Source organism: Streptomyces sp. ADI96-02 (genome assembly GCF_003846185.1).
In the GTDB taxonomy this organism is placed as follows: Bacteria; Actinomycetota; Actinomycetes; order Streptomycetales; family Streptomycetaceae; genus Streptomyces.
In genome coordinates, this window is sequence record NZ_ML123034.1 from 1,701,423 (window position 1) to 1,717,291 (window position 15,869).

The 15,869-nt window shown below is 71.6% G+C and carries 13 protein-coding genes; 7 read left to right on the top strand and 6 right to left on the bottom strand.

All coding sequences use genetic code 11. The features are described 5' to 3' along the window. Window positions 1–59: 59 nt before the first annotated feature. Both EES43_RS07455 and EES43_RS07460 read right to left on the bottom strand, forming a co-directional pair. Window positions 60–806 carry a bifunctional DNA primase/polymerase gene (locus EES43_RS07455; RefSeq protein ID WP_124267987.1) on the bottom strand — a complete coding sequence of 249 codons (747 nt, stop codon included), beginning with the start codon at window positions 804–806 and terminating at the stop codon, window positions 60–62. 140 nt (window positions 807–946) lie between these two features. Continuing rightward, window positions 947–1,576, bottom strand: coding sequence for a TetR/AcrR family transcriptional regulator (locus tag EES43_RS07460; protein ID WP_124267988.1), 630 nt, complete (start codon window positions 1,574–1,576; stop codon window positions 947–949). Window positions 1,577–1,788: 212 nt separating this feature from the next. On the opposite strand from EES43_RS07460, the gene ddaH reads away from it, so the two are divergent. Further along, window positions 1,789–2,604: a dimethylargininase gene (gene ddaH, locus EES43_RS07465; RefSeq protein WP_124271835.1), complete on the top strand. Its 816-nt coding sequence runs from the start codon at window positions 1,789–1,791 to the stop codon at window positions 2,602–2,604. Between the two features lie 12 nt (window positions 2,605–2,616). Here ddaH and EES43_RS07470 read toward each other — a convergent pair whose 3' ends face one another. After that, window positions 2,617–3,615, bottom strand: coding sequence for a small ribosomal subunit Rsm22 family protein (locus tag EES43_RS07470; RefSeq protein WP_124267989.1), 999 nt, complete (start codon window positions 3,613–3,615; stop codon window positions 2,617–2,619). Window positions 3,616–3,767: 152 nt separating this feature from the next. Between EES43_RS07470 and EES43_RS07475 the strand changes: the two genes are divergently transcribed. Then, the gene (locus tag EES43_RS07475; protein ID WP_124267990.1) at window positions 3,768–5,093 is read left to right on the top strand and encodes a hypothetical protein; all 1,326 of its coding nucleotides are present in this window, start codon (window positions 3,768–3,770) and stop codon (window positions 5,091–5,093) included. A 64-nt stretch (window positions 5,094–5,157) separates the two neighbouring features. Here the strand turns inward: EES43_RS07475 and EES43_RS07480 are convergent, their stop codons facing one another. Together EES43_RS07480 and EES43_RS07485 are read right to left on the bottom strand one after the other, a co-directional pair. Beyond that, window positions 5,158–6,564 (bottom strand): multidrug effflux MFS transporter, encoded by a 1,407-nt coding sequence (locus EES43_RS07480; RefSeq protein WP_124271836.1) that lies wholly within the window; start codon window positions 6,562–6,564, stop codon window positions 5,158–5,160. Window positions 6,565–6,667: 103 nt separating this feature from the next. Continuing rightward, window positions 6,668–8,332 carry an alkaline phosphatase D family protein gene (locus EES43_RS07485; protein ID WP_124267991.1) on the bottom strand — a complete coding sequence of 555 codons (1,665 nt, stop codon included), beginning with the start codon at window positions 8,330–8,332 and terminating at the stop codon, window positions 6,668–6,670. A 316-nt stretch (window positions 8,333–8,648) separates the two neighbouring features. Between EES43_RS07485 and EES43_RS07490 the strand changes: the two genes are divergently transcribed. After that, window positions 8,649–9,125, top strand: a complete 477-nt coding sequence (locus EES43_RS07490; protein WP_124267992.1) for a lamin tail domain-containing protein — start codon at window positions 8,649–8,651, stop codon at window positions 9,123–9,125. 66 nt (window positions 9,126–9,191) lie between these two features. On the opposite strand, the gene EES43_RS07495 is transcribed toward EES43_RS07490, so the two are convergent. Continuing rightward, window positions 9,192–10,214 (bottom strand): hypothetical protein, encoded by a 1,023-nt coding sequence (locus EES43_RS07495; protein WP_124267993.1) that lies wholly within the window; start codon window positions 10,212–10,214, stop codon window positions 9,192–9,194. A 214-nt stretch (window positions 10,215–10,428) separates the two neighbouring features. Here EES43_RS07495 and EES43_RS07500 point away from each other — a divergent pair, with 214 nt between their 5' ends. The 4 genes from EES43_RS07500 to EES43_RS07515 all read left to right on the top strand — a co-directional run bounded on the left by EES43_RS07500 (window position 10,429) and on the right by EES43_RS07515 (window position 15,761). Then, window positions 10,429–11,331 carry a glycosyltransferase family 2 protein gene (locus tag EES43_RS07500; RefSeq protein ID WP_124267994.1) on the top strand — a complete coding sequence of 301 codons (903 nt, stop codon included), beginning with the start codon at window positions 10,429–10,431 and terminating at the stop codon, window positions 11,329–11,331. Between the two features lie 798 nt (window positions 11,332–12,129). Next, entirely contained in the window at window positions 12,130–13,152 is a 1,023-nt protein-coding gene (locus tag EES43_RS07505) for a hypothetical protein (protein ID WP_241192343.1), read from the top strand. 256 nt (window positions 13,153–13,408) lie between these two features. Then, window positions 13,409–14,275: a fumarylacetoacetate hydrolase family protein gene (locus tag EES43_RS07510; RefSeq protein ID WP_124267996.1), complete on the top strand. Its 867-nt coding sequence runs from the start codon at window positions 13,409–13,411 to the stop codon at window positions 14,273–14,275. 223 nt (window positions 14,276–14,498) lie between these two features. Beyond that, entirely contained in the window at window positions 14,499–15,761 is a 1,263-nt protein-coding gene (locus EES43_RS07515; protein ID WP_124267997.1) for a DUF6357 family protein, read from the top strand. Window positions 15,762–15,869: the final 108 nt, after the last annotated feature.

Sequence of the window (15,869 nt, forward strand, 5' to 3'; positions counted from 1 at the left end):
GGCCTCAGGACTCGGCGGACGGCTCACGCCCTCCGGTCGCTCCACTCGCCCGGCATGGATCAGCGGCTGAGCGGCCAGGCCACCGAGTCGTGGTCCAGCTCGCTCTGCTCGGCGCTGCCCGCGTAGCGGGCGCAGGCGTCGGTGAGGGTTTCCAGCAGGGTCAGCGGGTCGGGCAGTTCGTGCTCGGGGCCGCGCACCCAGCGCACGTCCAGCTCACCGGGGAGCCGGGCGGGCGGCAGGAGGACGTAGCTGCCGCGGCAGTGCCAGCGCAGGCCCGGGTGCGCGTCCATGGTCTCGGGGTGGCAGTCCAGCTCGCAGGGCCACCACTCGTCCTCGTCCTCGGGGGTGCCGCGGGTGGCGGTGAAGAAGAGCATCCGGTCCTCGCCGGACTGCGCGACCGGACCGACGTCGATGCCGGCGTCCAGCAGCCGCTCCAGGGCCTGGCGGCCGGCGGTGAGCGGGACGTCCAGCACGTCGTGGATCATCCCGGTCGCGGTGATGAAGTTGGCCAAGGGCTGACTGTGGGCCCAGCGCTCGATCTGGGCGCGGTCGGTGGTCGACTGCGTCTGCCAGGCGAACGAGACGGGGTGCCGGGCCGGGGTGGGACAGCCGATGCGCTCGCACGAACATCGGTATCCGTGGGGATGGGCGGCGGGGGCGATGGGCATGCCCGCGTCGGCGACGGCCAGGAGAAGCGCCACCCGGTCCGCGCTGCCGGTCTCGGCCCCCGGTGACTTGGGACGTCGCCGCAGCCACTGGGAGATCCTGCTCTCTGTGCCGCGACCGCGGCCGGAATCGGCGCCCATCTATCCCCTCACCTCAGCGTTGCCCCTCCATGGTCGCACCATCCTGCGCCTCAGGTGGCCAGAGTTCGCCGGCGGGGCCGCCGTGCCCCCGGACCGAGTGAGTACCATCACGCCCGATGTCATGACATGACGGATACGGATCAGGGGCGGGGAGCCAGCCCGCCCAGGGCGTGGTCGACGACGGTGTCGGCGTAGGCGTGGGTGAGCGGGAGGGTCCGGAGCAGCCAGCGGTGGGTCAGCGGGGCGATCAGCAGCTCCAGCGCGATACGGGGATCCGCGTCCGCCCGCAGGTCTCCGGCCTCTTGGGCGGACCGCAGCCGTGTGACATACAACGCGAGCTGCGGCTCCAGCAGTCGTTCGACGAATTCGGCGCCCAGTTTCGCGTCCACGATGCCCTCGGCGGTCAGCGCGCGGAAGGGCGCCTCCATCGCCGGGTCGTTCAGCTCGTCGACGGTGGCGCGCAGGACGTGCTTGAGGTCGGCGGCCAGGTCGCCCGTGTCGGGAATGCCCTGCTCGGCCCCGCCGGACCGCTGGCCGGCCTGCTCGGCGGCGCGCTCGGCCAGGTCCAGGAACGCCTCCATCAACACGGCGGCCTTCGAGGGCCACCAGCGGTAGATGGTCTGCTTGCCGACCCCGGCGCGGGCGGCGATACCCTCGATCGTCGTGCGCGGGTAGCCGGTCTCGCCGACGAGGGCGAGGGCGGCGGCGTAGATCGCGCGGCGGGAACGTTCGCTGCGGCGGGCGGCGTCGGGGGCCTTGTGGGGTGCCATGCGCCGATCCTACGCCGGACGAGCCGATACGTATCGTCTTGCATGCGCCCCGGGGAACGAGCACGCCCGCGAGCCCGCCCGTCCGTGCTTCCGGCGAACCACCCGATCGGATCACTGCGGAATCCGGCGGACACGGCGCACCATGGGCTCACGTACAGACCGTGCGCATCCCACCGTTCCGCGGCCCCGCCGCCGATCGCGAGGAGACCCAGTTGAACCGTGACGCCACCCCTCGTCGCTACCTGATGTGCGCTCCGGCGCACTTCCGGGTCACCTATTCCATCAACCCGTGGATGGACCCGTCCAAGCCCGTCGACCTGCCGCTGGCCCAGACCCAGTGGGAGGACCTGCGCGACCGCTACCGCGGCCTCGGGCACACCGTCGAACTGCTCACCCCCCGCCCCGACCTGCCGGACATGGTCTTCGCGGCCAACGGCGCCACCGTCATCGGCGGGCGGGTGCTGGGCGCCCTGTTCGCCTACCGGGAGCGCTTCGAGGAGGCCGCGGCCCACCGGGAGTGGTTCCGGGAGAACGGTTTCACCGAGATCCGGGAGCCCGACCACGTCAACGAGGGCGAGGGCGACTTCGCGGTCACCTCGTCCTACCTGCTGGCCGGCCGGGGCTTCCGCTCCAGCCCGCTCTCGCACGACGAGGCGCAGGAGTTCTTCGGCCTGCCGGTGATCGGGCTCGACCTGGTGGACCCGCGCTACTACCACCTGGACACCGCGCTGTGCGTGCTGGACGCGGCGGCCGACGAGATCATGTACTACCCGGACGCCTTCTCCCCCGGCAGCCGGTCCGTGCTGGCGCGGCTCTTCCCGGACGCGCTGCTCGCCCGGGAGGAGGACGCGGCGGCGTTCGGGCTGAACTCGGTGAGCGACGGCCGCCACGTGCTGCTGCCGCAGGCCGCGACGGGGCTGCTGGACCCGTTGCGCGACCGCGGTTTCGAGCCGGTCCCGATGGATCTGGGCGAACTGCTCAAGGGCGGCGGCAGCGTGAAGTGCTGCACCCAGGAGCTGCGCGGCTGAGGTCCCCCCGCCTCACCCGTCGGAGTCCTCCGGCGGCCAGGAATCGCCCCAGGCGGTGTCCCTGGCCGCCCGGTACAGCCCGCCGTGCCGCTTGGTGACCGTGGAGCGGGCCAGGCCCTCGTCGCGGGTGCACAGTTCCAGCAGCACCTGGCCCTTGCGGATCTGCGGCCTGCGGGTGACCCGTGCGGGCGCGGGGTCGGTGGGGAAGCGGGTGGCGACGACGTAACTGAACTTCTCGTCCTCGTGGCTCAGCGAGCCGCCCTTGACCTGCCGGTGCAGCGAGGACCGGCTCACCCGGGCGGAGAAGTGGCACCAGTCCGTGCCCGGTTCGATCGGGCAGGCGGCGCTGTGCGGGCAGGGCGCGGCGATCCGCAGCCCGGCGGCGATCAGCCGGTCGCGGGCCTCGATGATCCGGGCGTAGCCGTCGGGCGTGCCCGGCTCCACGATCACCACGGCCTGCCCGGCCGCCGCCGCCGCGTCGACCAGTTCGGTCCTGGCCCGCCCGGTCAGCTCCTTGAGTACGTAGCTGACGGTCACCAGGTCCGCGGGGGCCAGCTCCAGGGCCTGGCCGATCCTGGCCCGTTCCCACCGGACGCCGAGCAGCGCAGGGACGCCGGAGGCGTCGGCGAGTTCACGGCCGAGCGCGAGCGCGGGTTCGGCCCAGTCCAGGACGGTCGTCCGCTGCCCCTCCCAGGCCCCGGCCACCGCCCAGCTCGCCGCGCCGGTGCCGCCTCCGACGTCCGTGTGGGTGGCGGGAGCCCAGCCGGGCGCGGTCTCGCGCAGCGCGTCGAGGGCGGACCGTACGGCCTCGAAGGTGGCGGGCATCCGGTACGCGGCGTAGGCCACGACGTCGGAGCGGTCGCGCAGGATCGGGGCGTCGGTCGGGGTCTCCCCGCGGTAGTCGGCGATCAGCCGGTCGACGGCCTGCGCGGCCTGCTTCGGCGGCAGCCCGTCGAGCAGTCCGGCCAGCGCCGCGCGCAGGGACCAGGCATCGGGGAGGGTGACGTTCACCGGCGAATTGTAGGGGTAGGGAGCACGGCGGGCGCACTCGGCTTCACCGCGCGGCGACGGACACCGGACGGGGTCGGAACCGAACTCCTCTTCCGTACGGGCCTGTTGCTACGCTGACCCGCGCCGGATCGGGATTGTCCATCGGGAGAACCATGAGACAGAGGATCGTGCGGCTGACGCTGGTCGGCGGAGTGGCCTTTCTGGCCCTCCTGCTCCTCCTGTCCATGTGCGGCGGCGATCCGGACGGCGGGAGCGACGACGCGGGCCGGGCGGCCACCGGGGCCGTGAAGCCGGCGGCGCCGAGCGGCGGCCCGGTCACCCGGCTCACCGTCCCGCCGCAGTACACGGCCGAGCGCGGCTGGGAGATCATCGGCTCCTCCCCCGACGTGGCGGTCTCCCACGCCACGGGCCGGCTCGCCTACCTGGAGCGGTCCGCCGAGAACCGCTACCGGCTGCGCACCGTCGACACGGCGACCGGCCGGCTCGGCTGGCGCGGTCAGACCTGGCGTCCGCCGGACCCGCTGCACTACCCGAAGCTCGCCACGGTCTCCCGTGACGGCCGGCAGTTCTTCGTGACCTGGTCGTACGGGAAGGTCGGCGACGGGCTCACCCCGGCGAGCACGTTCGTCTCGTTCGACGTGTACGACGTGACGGACGGCACCCGGCAGCGCGTCGAGGTGCCGTGGTCCGGGGCTCCCGACGTCAGCACGACGGGCCCGGACATCGTGATCAGCGACGGCAAGGCCAACAGTGTGCTGGTCGACCCGGTCACCGGCACGGTGTCCGAACTGAGCGCGGACGAGCTGAAGTACCCCAAGGGCTGCACGGCCTGCAAGCAGCTCACCGAGGTCCTGGGGCAGACCGAGCGGGGTCTGCTGGTGGGCGGGGCGCGGGAGTTCTGGGTGCGCGGCGGCTGGTTCAGCCGGGACGCGGCGCCCAAGGGGACGGACCGGCGCAGCGGTGTGGTGACCTCGACGACGCCGGGCCAGGTGCTCGCCAAATGGGCGCTGGGGAAGAAGGCGAAGCGGGCGGCGACCCACGAGCTGTGGGCGGTGCACGACGCGCGGACCGGCAAGGCACTGGCCTCGGTGGAGTGCCACCGGCCCGCCATCGAGCCGGGCCGCTATCCGCAGGCCGTCCTCTCGCCGTCCGGAAACTACCTGGTCGCCGGGAACCTCGCGTTCGACCTGGCGGCGAAGAAGGGCTTCTGCTTCGAGGCGGAGGACGGTTCCAGCCATCTGGCGCTGGCCACCGTGACCGACGACGGCATCGCCTACGGGGCGGAGAACGCCCGTGACGCGGCGGAGGCGCTGGCCGGCGGCGGCTTCCCGGTCTCGATGGACTTCGCGACCTGGACCACCGGCCGGCTCCCGCGCAGCGTGCGGCTGCCCTGGCTGGAGACGACCGGGGTCGGGGTGTTCCGCTGGACGGACCGGCAGGACCGGGCCCACCTGATCGGCTATCCGCGCACCGACTGAGCCGCCCCGGCCGAAACCGACTCGGCCCGTACGGGCGGCAGCCCCGCCGGGCTCCGCTCCGGCCTCAGAGGGCTCCGGCCTCGCGGCGGGCGGGCTGCCAGGGGCGGCACAGGCCCAGGAAGCAGGCGACGGCGGCCAGGGCGCAGACCACCTGGACGACCGCCATCGGCACCGCCGTCCGCTCCCCCGCGATGCCGACCAGCGGCGAGGCGATCGCGCCGATCAGGAACGAGGAGGTGCCCAGCAGCGCGGAGGCGGACCCCGCCGCGTGCTTGGTCCGCATCAGGGCCTGGGCGTTGGTGTTGGGCATCGCGAGGCCCATCGCCGACATCAGCACGAAGAGCCCGGACGCCACGGGCACGAGCCCGACCTCGCCGAACACGCCGAGGGTCATGAGCAGCAGCGCCACGGAGGACAGCACGATCACGGCGAGGCCGAACCCGAGCACCTTGTCCAGGCTGATCCGGCCGACGAGCAGCTTGCCGTTGATCTGACCGACCACGATCAGCCCGACGGAGTTGAGCCCGAAGAGCAGGCTGAAGGTCTGCGGCGAGGCCCCGTAGATCTCCTGCACCACGAACGGTGAGGCGGAGATGTAGGCGAAGAGCACGGCGAAGGCGAGGCCGCCCGCCACCATGTAGCCGGTGAAGACCCGGTCGGCCAGGAGGCCGCGCATGGTGCGCAGGGCGTCGGGGACCCCGCCGGTGTGGCGGTCGCCCGGCGGCAGCGTCTCGTGCAGCCACTTGACGACGACGAGGGTGAGCAGGACGCCGACGCCGGTCAGGACGACGAAGATGCCGCGCCAGTCGGTGATCCGCAGGACCTGCCCGCCGATCAGCGGGGCGATGATCGGGGCGACGCCGGAGATGAGCATCAGCGTGGAGAAGAACCGGGCCATCTCCACGCCGTCGTACAGGTCGCGCACCACGGCCCGCGCGATCACTATCCCGGCCGCGCCCGCCAGCCCCTGGAGCAGGCGGAAGCCGATGAGGAGTTCGACGGTGGGGGCGAGGGCGCAGATGGCGGTGGCGAGGACGTAGACGACCATGCCGAGGATGAGCGGCCTGCGCCGCCCCCACCGGTCGCTCATCGGTCCGACGACGAGCTGGCCGAGCGCCATCCCGGCCAGGCACGCGGTCAGCGTGAGCTGGACGGTGGCGGCGGGTGCGGCGAGGGAGTCGGTGACCGCGGGCAGGGCCGGGAGGTACATGTCCATGGAGAGCGGCGGCAGGGCGGTGAGCCCGCCGAGGACCAGGGTGACCAGCAGGCCGGTGCGGCGGGCCGCCGTCGCCGCGGGTCCGGGGAGTCCGGGCGGCGCGGTGACCGGTGGGGCGGCCGGGTCGACGGAGAGGGCGCCGGCGTCCCCGTGCGGGGTGAGCGCCGTCCGGCCGTCCGGGGCCGGCGCCTCGGCCCCGGTCTCGTTCGCGGGTATGTGTTCTCGCTGAGCCCGGCTGCCGCCGCTGTCCGGCATTCTCATCTCCACATCGTTGAATCCGCACCTATGCTCTCAGCTCGGCCGGAGTGGTCGACACCCTTTTCGGCGGAGCGGGCGGGCGGGACGGCGGCCCGGGTGTTCAGACGGGCCTGAGCCCCGGGTCGCCCGCCTCGGTGACGAAGGACGCGGCCGTGGCCACGGGTGCTCCCGGCGTGGTGACCGCCGCGACCGTACGGAAGTCGACGCGGGCCTCCTTCGCGCCGAGGGTGACGAGCGTGTAGCCGCGGCGTCCGTTGTAGTGCTTCAGGTGCGGGTTGGCGCGGGTCAGGGTGTCCCAGTTGGCGGGCTGGTCCGATCCGTTCTTGCCGCTGGTGATGGAGGTGGTGACGATCTCGGTGCCGATGGTGCGCGAGGCGGGGTCCGCGAAGTCCTTCTTGAGGTCGAAGGCGTAGGAGACGTGCACGTCTCCGGTGAGGACCATCAGGTTGTCGATCCCGGCGGACTCCGCGCCGGCCAGGATGCGCTGCCGGGAGGCGGGGTAGCCGTCCCAGGAGTCCATGGAGAGCTTGAAGGCGTCGGTGGGCACATCACGCCGCTGGGCGAGGACGACCTGCTGCGGGACCACGTTCCAGGTGGCCTGCGAGGCGCGCCAGCCGTCGATCAGCCAGCGTTCCTGGGCGGCACCGGTCATGGTGCGCGCGGGGTCCTCCGACTCCGGGCCGGGCGTGCGCCAGCCGTCCCCGTACGCCTGGTCGCTGCGGTACTGGCGGGTGTCGAGGATGTCGAACTGGGCCAGCCTGCCGAACGTCAGGCGCCGGTAGAGCCGCATGTCGGGTCCGCTGGGCTGCTGCGGGGTGCGCAGCGGCTGGTTCTCCCAGTACGCGCGGTACGCGGCGGCCCGGCGCAGCAGGAACTCCTCGGGCGGCAGGTCGTTCTCCGGGGTGCCGCCCGCGTAGTTGTTCTCGGTCTCGTGGTCGTCCCAGGTGACGACGAAGGGGTGGGCGGCGTGCGCGGCGCACAGGTCGGGGTCGGACTTGTAGAGGGCGTAGCGCAGCCGGTAGTCCTCCAGCGTGATCGTCTCGCGGTTGAAGTGCGCCGGAAGCGTCCGGTCGGTGTAGTCCCGGGCGCCGCCGGTGGCGGAGACGGCGTACTCGTACAGGTAGTCGCCGAGGTGGAGGACGACGTCGACGTCCTCCCGGGCGAGGTGGTGGTAGGCGGTGAAGTACCCGTCGTGGTACGCCTGGCAGGAAACGGCGGCCAGGGTGAGGGAGCCGGGCGCGGCGGTCTCGGCGGGTGCGGTGCGGGTGCGGCCGACGGGGCTGGTCCAGGCGCCGGTGCGGAAGCGGTAGTAGAAGGTGCGCCCGGCCTCCAGGCCCTGGACGTCGGCGCGGACGCTGTGGGCGAACTCCGGGTGCGCGGTGGCCGAACCGCGCTGCACGACGCGCCGGAAGCGCTCGTCGTGGGCCAGCTCCCAGTCCACCTCGACGCGGCTCGCGGGCAGTCCGCCGCCGGGCTCGTAGGGGCGCGGGGCCAGCCGGGTCCAGAGCAGTACGGAACCGGGGAGCGGGTCGCCGGAGGCGACGCCGAGGGTGAACGGGTCCTCGGCGATCCTGCGGGCGTCCAGCTCGGCGGCGCTCGCCGCCCCGGCGGCGGGCAGGTTCATGGTGAAGGCGAGCGCGGCGGCGGCTCCGGTGGCGGTGAGGAAACGCCGGCGCGCCAGGCCGGGTCCGAGTAACCGGGCGGCCGTGAGCTCGGTGGATCGGCTGCCGTGATCGGGCGTCAGGATGTTCGGTGCGGCTGTCATATGCCCCTCCCGTGCCGGATGCTGTCGGACTTCATGGCAGACCCGGCCGACGACGCGCCGTTGTCGCGTGCACAACATCCGCATGGCGGGTCGATGAGCACCCCGTGCGAGCCGGAGGGGCCGGTCCGCTCAGCTCTGCCCGGCTGGGCTCGGCTCAGCCCTGGTCGACTCAGAGGTGACGGATTACGACCGAACTCGGCCGCCCACGACCGAGTTTGCGAATTTCGGCATCCAGGCCCGCATGAGCCCGCTCCGTCCGTATGATCACACCCGCTCCACCTCCACCTTCACCGGAACGACACGCAAGGAACACCGCATGCGCATACGCACCGCTGTGCCGATCGCTCTGACCGCCGCCACCGCCCTGGCCGGCTCGCTCCTCGCCGCGGCCCCGGTCTCGGCCGCCGGCCACCAGGGCGGACTGCACCTCGGCACGGTCCAGTACGACGGGCCCGGCAAGGACGACCGGTCGAAGAGGTCCCTGAACGCCGAGTGGGTGGACATCCACAACAACGGCAGGAAGAAGCTCCAGCTCAAGGGCCTGAAGCTGAAGGACGACACCGGCTACACGTACACCTTCGGCAGCTACACCATCGGCGCGGGCAAGACCGTCAGGGTCCGTACGGGCAAGGGCGGGAACGGGTCGGGCACCGTGTACTGGAACCGGGGCTCGTACGTCTGGAACAACACCGGTGACAAGGCCCGCCTGATCAAGCCGGGCGGCAAGCTGCTGGACTCCTGCTCCTGGAAGCGGTCCACCTCGGCGAACAAGGGCGTCAAGAGCTGCCACTGACCGCCGAGGGCGCGCCCGCCGTATACCGTCCCGGCCGCCGAGGCAGCGGGGGGGGACGCGGCCCGGTCAGTCCTCGGTGGCCTTGACCGGCGAGACGCGGGCGAACCAGCGTTCGGCCTCCTGCGGGTCGAGGGGGCGCTCCAGCAGGACGTCACCGCGCATGCCGGGGAAGAAGCGTCCGGCGGGCCAGGTGCGCCGCAGGGAAGGCTCGTCCAGTACGAGCAGCCGGACGCCGTCGACGACGGGGATGTCGGCCGGGGCGCCCTCGTTCCAGATCGCGTCCCCGTCCGGCGTGACGAGGTCGAACGAGCCGACGGTGTCGACCTGCCCCGGCGTCTCCCGGCAGACGGCCGCCTCCTGGGGCAGCGGCGCCCGCCCCTCGACGTGCCCGCCGCCGATCAGGGCGTCCGCGAGCAGGGTGTGCAGTTGGAAGATGTCGCCGATCCCGGAGAACCGCAGCAGGTAGCCGGTACCGCTGGGCCGGTGGAGGGCGACGAGGGGTTCGTCGTCCAGCACCCGGAGCATGTGGGCGAGCGAGGTGAACTCGGCGTCGGACGCCTGCTCCACCGCGGCGAGCAGTTCCAGCAGCTCGCCGCGGTCCGCGGCGGCGGTCCGTACGGCGGGGTCGTTCAGCATCGCGACGGCGGCACGCTCCCACTCGCGCAGCGTCCACCAGCCGACGGCCGCCTCGGAGCCCGTCCGCGCCACGACGTCCTCGCCGGGCTCGCCGTCGCCCGGGGCCGGAAAGGGGCCGCCGCCCGTCGCGGTCCACGCCTCGGCGAACGCCTCGGCCGCCTCCAGCGCCGTCCGCAGCCCGGCGAGCACGGCGGGCGCACAGCGCACGGCGTCCGCACCGCGCTCGACGCAGGCGCCGACGAGGACGGCGACGACGGCACGCGGCCCCGGCGGCACCTGCCGCAGGACAGCGGCCAGCCGGGGGCCGCCCTCCAGCAGCTCGGCCTCCTTGGCCTGGCCGAAGGTCTCCTGCAACCGCGTGAACGCCTTGCCGGACCGCTTGGGGTCCTGGGCCACGACGGCGGCCTCGAAGTCCGCGACGGCGTCCCCGAACCCGGCTCTACCGAATATCATTTCCTGCACTCTACCGACGCGCCCGGCAGAACGCCGCAGCCGGTCGGCCGGGCCGCCCGCCGCCTCCGCGCCCCCGCCGTCCCGGCACGTCCGGCTGAACACCGGCCGGCCCGCTGATGGCCGGGCGGCAAGGACGGACTGAACACCGAGACGTTACGATCGCGGGCACCGCGGCCGCCCGCCGGCCCAGCAGCCGAACCCAGGAGTACCGATCTTGACCGCACCACGCATCGGCGTTTCCATCGTGACCATGGGGGACCGCCCGCAGGCGGTCGAGGCGCTGCTGGCGTCGGTCGCCATGCAGGACGTCCGACCGACCCGGCTCGTGATCATCGGCAACGGGACCGCGCTGCCCGACTTCGCCGCCTTCCCCGGCCTGAGCGACCTCGACGGCGGCGTGACGACGATCGAGCTGCCGGAGAACCTGGGCTGCCCGGGCGGCCGGAACGCGGGTCTGCGCAGGCTGGCCGAGATCGGCGACGTGGACGTCGTGATCGAGCTGGACGACGACGGGCTGCTCGTCGACAAGGACGTCTTCCGGCGGGTCCGCGACCACTTCGCCGCTGACGACCGGCTCGGCATCGTCGGCTTCCGGATCGCCGACGAGCACGGCGAGACGCAGCGTCGGCACGTGCCCCGGCTGCGGGCCGGCGATCCGATGCGCGGCGGCCCGGTGACCGCCTTCCTCGGCGGCGGGCACGCCTTCTCTATGAAGATGCTGGAGCAGACCGGCCTGTGGCCCGCCGAGTTCTTCTTCACGCACGAGGAGACGGACCTGGCCTGGCGGGCGCTCGACGCGGGCTGGAAGGTGCTCTACGAACCGGAGCTGCTGCTCCAGCACCCGAAGACCTCCCCGGCCCGGCACGCGGTCTACTACCGGATGACGGCGCGCAACCGGGTCTGGCTCGCCCGCCGCAACCTCCCGCTCCCTCTCGTCCCGGCCTACCTCGGCACCTGGACGCTGCTCACGCTGGCCCGCACCCGGTCGGCGAAGGGGCTGCGCGCCTGGGCGGGCGGCTTCGCGGAGGGCGTCCGCACCCCGTGCGGCGAGCGGCGCCCGATGCGCTGGTCCACGGTGTGGCGGATGACGCGCCTGGGCCGACCGCCGGTCATCTGATCCGGTCTGCCCGCCTCGCCTCCCTCCCTCCCTCCCTCCCTCCCTCCCGGACAAGCGACGGACGGTGACAAAAGGCCGAGGTAAGGGAATTGGCTAAAACTAGCCTACTATTTTTACTGGAGCTTGACCGATTGCAATGCTAGTCTTGACTTCATAATCCACTCACCTTTTTCATCGCATCCAGTAGAGGGCGATTCGGCATGCCTTGTTGCGGACTCTTATATGGGAAAGTAAGCCCCGGCCCGCAATGCCTCATGACGCATCGCGCATTTCGAGTCGACCCTGTGCGACCGACAAGAGAATTCCGAAGACCCTAACAAGAGCTGGGCGCCGTCTCGAAGAATATGTGACGTCCGGTCCGCTTCCCCCACTGTCTCCATCATCGGGCACCGGGCAGCTCCGTTCCTCCGCGCCAAAAGGTGTTCGAACCGCACTCAATCCCCTCAAGGCCCCCTCCACGGCACACGGCAGAAGGGTGGATCAATGAGCACGGGTAAAGCCTCGTCAATGGCAGAGGATGCCGCTGACGAGGGAGCAGCGTCGCTACGGTCTCTGCGTCTTCGCGCGAGGTTGTCCCAGACGCAGCTGGCTGATCTGAGCACGCTCAGTGTCCGTGCGCTCCGGGATCTGGAGAACGGGCGGGTGCTGACCCCTCGCCACGGCACGATCCAGTTGCTCGCCGCCGCCTTGCGCGTCGATCCCGACCAGCTCAGACGTCTACCGGAGCTGAGCGGCCGGCGCGGACCGGGACCCCGGCCCCCCAGGGCCTCAGGCCCACGGAACTCCGCTCTCCCGCCGGTGCCCGACGGCGTCCTCATCGGACGGGATCACGAACTCGGCGCGCTGATGCGGCTGCTGGGCGTCGCGCAGCGAAGGCTGATCACTGTCGCGGGCATCGCGGGGGTCGGCAAGACGCGACTGGCCCTGGAGCTGGCACGGAGGGTCCACGCGTGCGAGTCCGTGCCGGTTCACTGGGTGCGTTACGACGAATTGCCTGAGGGATGCGGACTCCCTGGCGATCAGCCGGCACTGCCGCATCGCGTGAGGGAATCCCTGAGGAAATCCCTGCGGGACAGCCTCGGGACGGCGGACCGGACCGGACGCCGTCGCCCGCTCCTCGTGCTCGACGGTGTCCGACACGCACGTCGCGCGGAGGAGGTCATCGCCGAACTCCTCGTGGAACACGCACAGCTCCGTGTGGTGGTCACCACTCGGGACACCGCGGGCACCCGATCCGGATCGCTCTTCCCGCTCGCACCTCTGCCTCCACCCGACATCGACCAGTCCGACGCGTTATCGGCGATCGAGAAATCAGCAGCCGCACAACTGCTACTGACCCGGATGCGGCAGTTGAATCCGTCCTTCGAACTGACCAGTGAGAACGCCTCGGCGATAGCTTCCATCTGCCTTGCGTTGGACGGAATTCCGGGGGCTCTGGAGTTCAGCGCCCTGGGCGGCATGGTGTATTCACCGCACCAGCTGGCGGACCGCCTCGCCGTTGAACCGCTGGCGCTGGAACCGCGGAGGAGTCCGAACGAGACCCGCTGCCCCGACATCGTCGCCTCCCTCCGCGCCGCCGAACGCTCCCTCACCGCACAGCAGCAGCGTGTGCTCTTCGCCATGGCCGAACGCTCCACGCCCTGGTCGATACCCGATGTCGTCGGGACGACGGGAATTCCCGAAACGCAACTCGCATCGGATATGTGCACCTTGCTGATGCTCGGACTCGTGCGCCGGACGGAGAACGCGGAGCAACCGCGCTTCCACGTGCTCAACACCGCCAGATGCATCTTCGGGCAGGGCGCTCAGAGGGCCGCATGACGTCCCCGGGCCGTCCGCGGCCCGATCGGACGCACGCCCATGACCGATGGTGGGTCCTGGCGCTGGGATCCGGGCCCAGGGAGCCAACGCGGCCGTGTTCCTGGGCCTGCCGTCGGTGGTCCCGCAGCTCCGCGCGTACTACGGGCTCGACCTCCCCCTGGTCGGAATCCTGTTGGGCGCGGTGAGCCTGGGCGCCATGACGACTCCTGGCCCTGTTCCTGTCCTGTTCCGTCCCTTTCGACGTTGAGGAAAGAATATGAAACTGTGCAGCCTTCGGTCCGACAGCGGTGAAGACGTAGGCTTCGAAACGGCCGGCGGAATCGTCCTGCTCAGCTCGATCAACAAGGTGACGGGCAACGAGTTCGGCCCGACCCTCTTCGAGATCGTCACCGAGGGGCAGCGCGATCGGCTGGAATCCGCTCTGGCCAACCCCGACGTACTGGCCACCGCGGTCCGAGACGACCACCCGAACTTCTTGCCCCTCTACCGGAATCCTCCGAAGCTGTGGGGGGTGGGACTCAACTACCGTCGGCACGCGGACGACCTGGAAGCGGTCCAACCGCCGGACGTCCCCGGCTCGTATCTGAGGCCCAACAGCACGGTGATCGGGGACGGGGACGAGATTCTCCTGCCGGGCCAGTCCCAACGGGTGACCGCCGAGGCCGAACTCGGGGTGGTGGTGGGCACCACCTGCCGGGATGTCCCGGAGGCCGAGGCCGGCTCAGTCGTCTTCGGCTTCACCACGGTGCTCGACATGACGGCCGAGGACGCCATCCGCGTCAACCCGCGCTACATACCGTGGGCCAAGGCGTTCGACACCTTCTGCAGTATCGGACCGTGGATCGTCACCCCCGACGAGGTGAAGGACCTGGCCTCGGTGCGCATCTCCACCATCGTCAACGGCCGGACCATCGCCACCAACCAGGTATCCGCGATGCTGCGGAACCCATACTGGCAGGTCAGCCACTTCTCCGGTGGCATGGTCCTGGAAGCGGGAACCATCATCGCCACGGGAACTCCCGGTGCCGGGGTCATCCAGGACGGCGACACGGTCGAGGCGGACGTGACGGGGGTGGGCCGGCTCCGTAACCGGGTGCGCCACTCGACCAACCCTGCCGGCTGAAGCATCAAGCGACACGGAGAGGGCCTCGGCCCGGCCCGGCCCGTCGACAGACCGTTGGTAGAAGGGTGATGGGTCCCCGGGTTTCTCCGGGGCCCATCACGGGGAATCTCCGCAGTCGAGTCGGTGGGCGCGAACGGCCCGGTGGGCCGGGACGAGCGGGGCGTGCCGACCACAGGTCATCGCCGTGATGCCGACCGGTGGCGTTCCGGGGAAGACTGAGTCCATGAGAGACATCGTTTTCACGCGCGAGAGCGGCTGGATCCCGAACGTGATCCGCGAGGACGGCGAGCTGAGGCTGATGCTCGGTGCCGGGGCCGACGCCAACCACGCTCCTCGCACCTTCACGTTCTCGATCAGCGAGGCCCATCTCGCGGTGATCCGGGAGGAACTGGCCAGACACCTGCTGCTGTGGAGTGCGGCCCTCCCGCTGTGCGACGCCGCCGGAACCCGGGGCCGGCTCGACGAGGACGCCGCCGTCGCGCTCCTGGACCCGATCCTCCTCGCCGCGCCCGCGGATGTCGACGCGCTCTTCCGGCGCATCCGGTGGGACAGGAGCCGGCTCATCGCCCACGGGGCCGACATCGGTCTGCTGGAGCGCGGTCAGGTGTGCGCGGCGATGCGCGCGGCGACAGAGGCGTCGAACGGGAAACGGGCTCAGGAGTACCACGCGGACCGCCGTCGCGCCGAGCGCGGAGCAGTACTCGGCCCACTTGACGCCGCGATTCTGAGGTACACGGGCCAGTACCTGCACGGCGCGACGGTTCCGAGGCGGATGCCCGATGCCGTCGACCCCGCGCTGCTGCCCGACGTCATACGGGTGGTCGCCACCGCTGAGCAGGCGTGCGCCGGAATGCGGATCGGCCGCGATCCGCGACGGGGAAACCGCGCCACGGACAGGCGCGACTGGGATCGGATGGAGACGACGGTCGAAGCGGCCGTGCGCCGTGCACACCCTCAGCTCGTCGATGACGCGGTGCGTACCGTGGGCGTCCTGATGTGCTCGGAGGCCGCGGACCGCTCCAGGAACACCCCCGTGGAGGATGACGAGGACGCCGCCGCCCACCGTGCCGACTCCGGCGGGAGTGCGAGGAAGACGGTCCTGTCGTTCACCGACGACAAGGGCGTCGAGAGGAAATGGCTACGGGACAGCCCCCGCACTGCCGCCGCGGAGTTCTGGGAGTTCGTCGGCGATCGCTCTGCCGCGGACAACGAAGTGTTCACCATCGAGGACGAGGAGATGGGCGAGGGGATCCAGCTCCACTTCTACGCAGACTCCATCGCCCGGATCACGACGCTGCGCGAGGGCGACGGCAGTTCGGATCCGGAGTACCGGGTCGAGTACAGCCTGGTCGACGGGATCGGCGGATACCGGAACCTGGTGAGCGCCTTCGTCCGCGGCGGCTGCGCCGCACTCGAAGAGCACGGTCCCTGGATGTCGGATGCCGCCGAGTTCGAGCGCGCGCGTCGGCGGCGCGACGCCCGGTAGCTCAGCGGGAGCCCGCGCGCCCGCGACACCAGGAGCGGCCGTCCGTACGGCTCGGCCGGCCAGGGCCTCGGCGGCCTCACGCAGGCAGCGGTGGGCAGTCGCGATTCC

What these genes read in the sequence shown, in the direction of transcription:
- EES43_RS07455 (WP_124267987.1), bottom strand. Translation starts at nt 806, where the DNA reads ATGGGCGCCGATTCCGGCCGCGGTCGCGGCACAGAGAGCAGGATCTCC.
- EES43_RS07460 (WP_124267988.1), bottom strand. Translation starts at nt 1,576, where the DNA reads ATGGCACCCCACAAGGCCCCCGACGCCGCCCGCCGCAGCGAACGTTCC.
- EES43_RS07475 (WP_124267990.1), top strand. Translation starts at nt 3,768, where the DNA reads ATGAGACAGAGGATCGTGCGGCTGACGCTGGTCGGCGGAGTGGCCTTT.
- EES43_RS07480 (WP_124271836.1), bottom strand. Translation starts at nt 6,564, where the DNA reads ATGCCGGACAGCGGCGGCAGCCGGGCTCAGCGAGAACACATACCCGCG.
- EES43_RS07485 (WP_124267991.1), bottom strand. Translation starts at nt 8,332, where the DNA reads ATGACAGCCGCACCGAACATCCTGACGCCCGATCACGGCAGCCGATCC.
- EES43_RS07490 (WP_124267992.1), top strand. Translation starts at nt 8,649, where the DNA reads ATGCGCATACGCACCGCTGTGCCGATCGCTCTGACCGCCGCCACCGCC.
- EES43_RS07495 (WP_124267993.1), bottom strand. Translation starts at nt 10,214, where the DNA reads ATGATATTCGGTAGAGCCGGGTTCGGGGACGCCGTCGCGGACTTCGAG.
- EES43_RS07510 (WP_124267996.1), top strand. Translation starts at nt 13,409, where the DNA reads ATGAAACTGTGCAGCCTTCGGTCCGACAGCGGTGAAGACGTAGGCTTC.
- EES43_RS07515 (WP_124267997.1), top strand. Translation starts at nt 14,499, where the DNA reads ATGAGAGACATCGTTTTCACGCGCGAGAGCGGCTGGATCCCGAACGTG.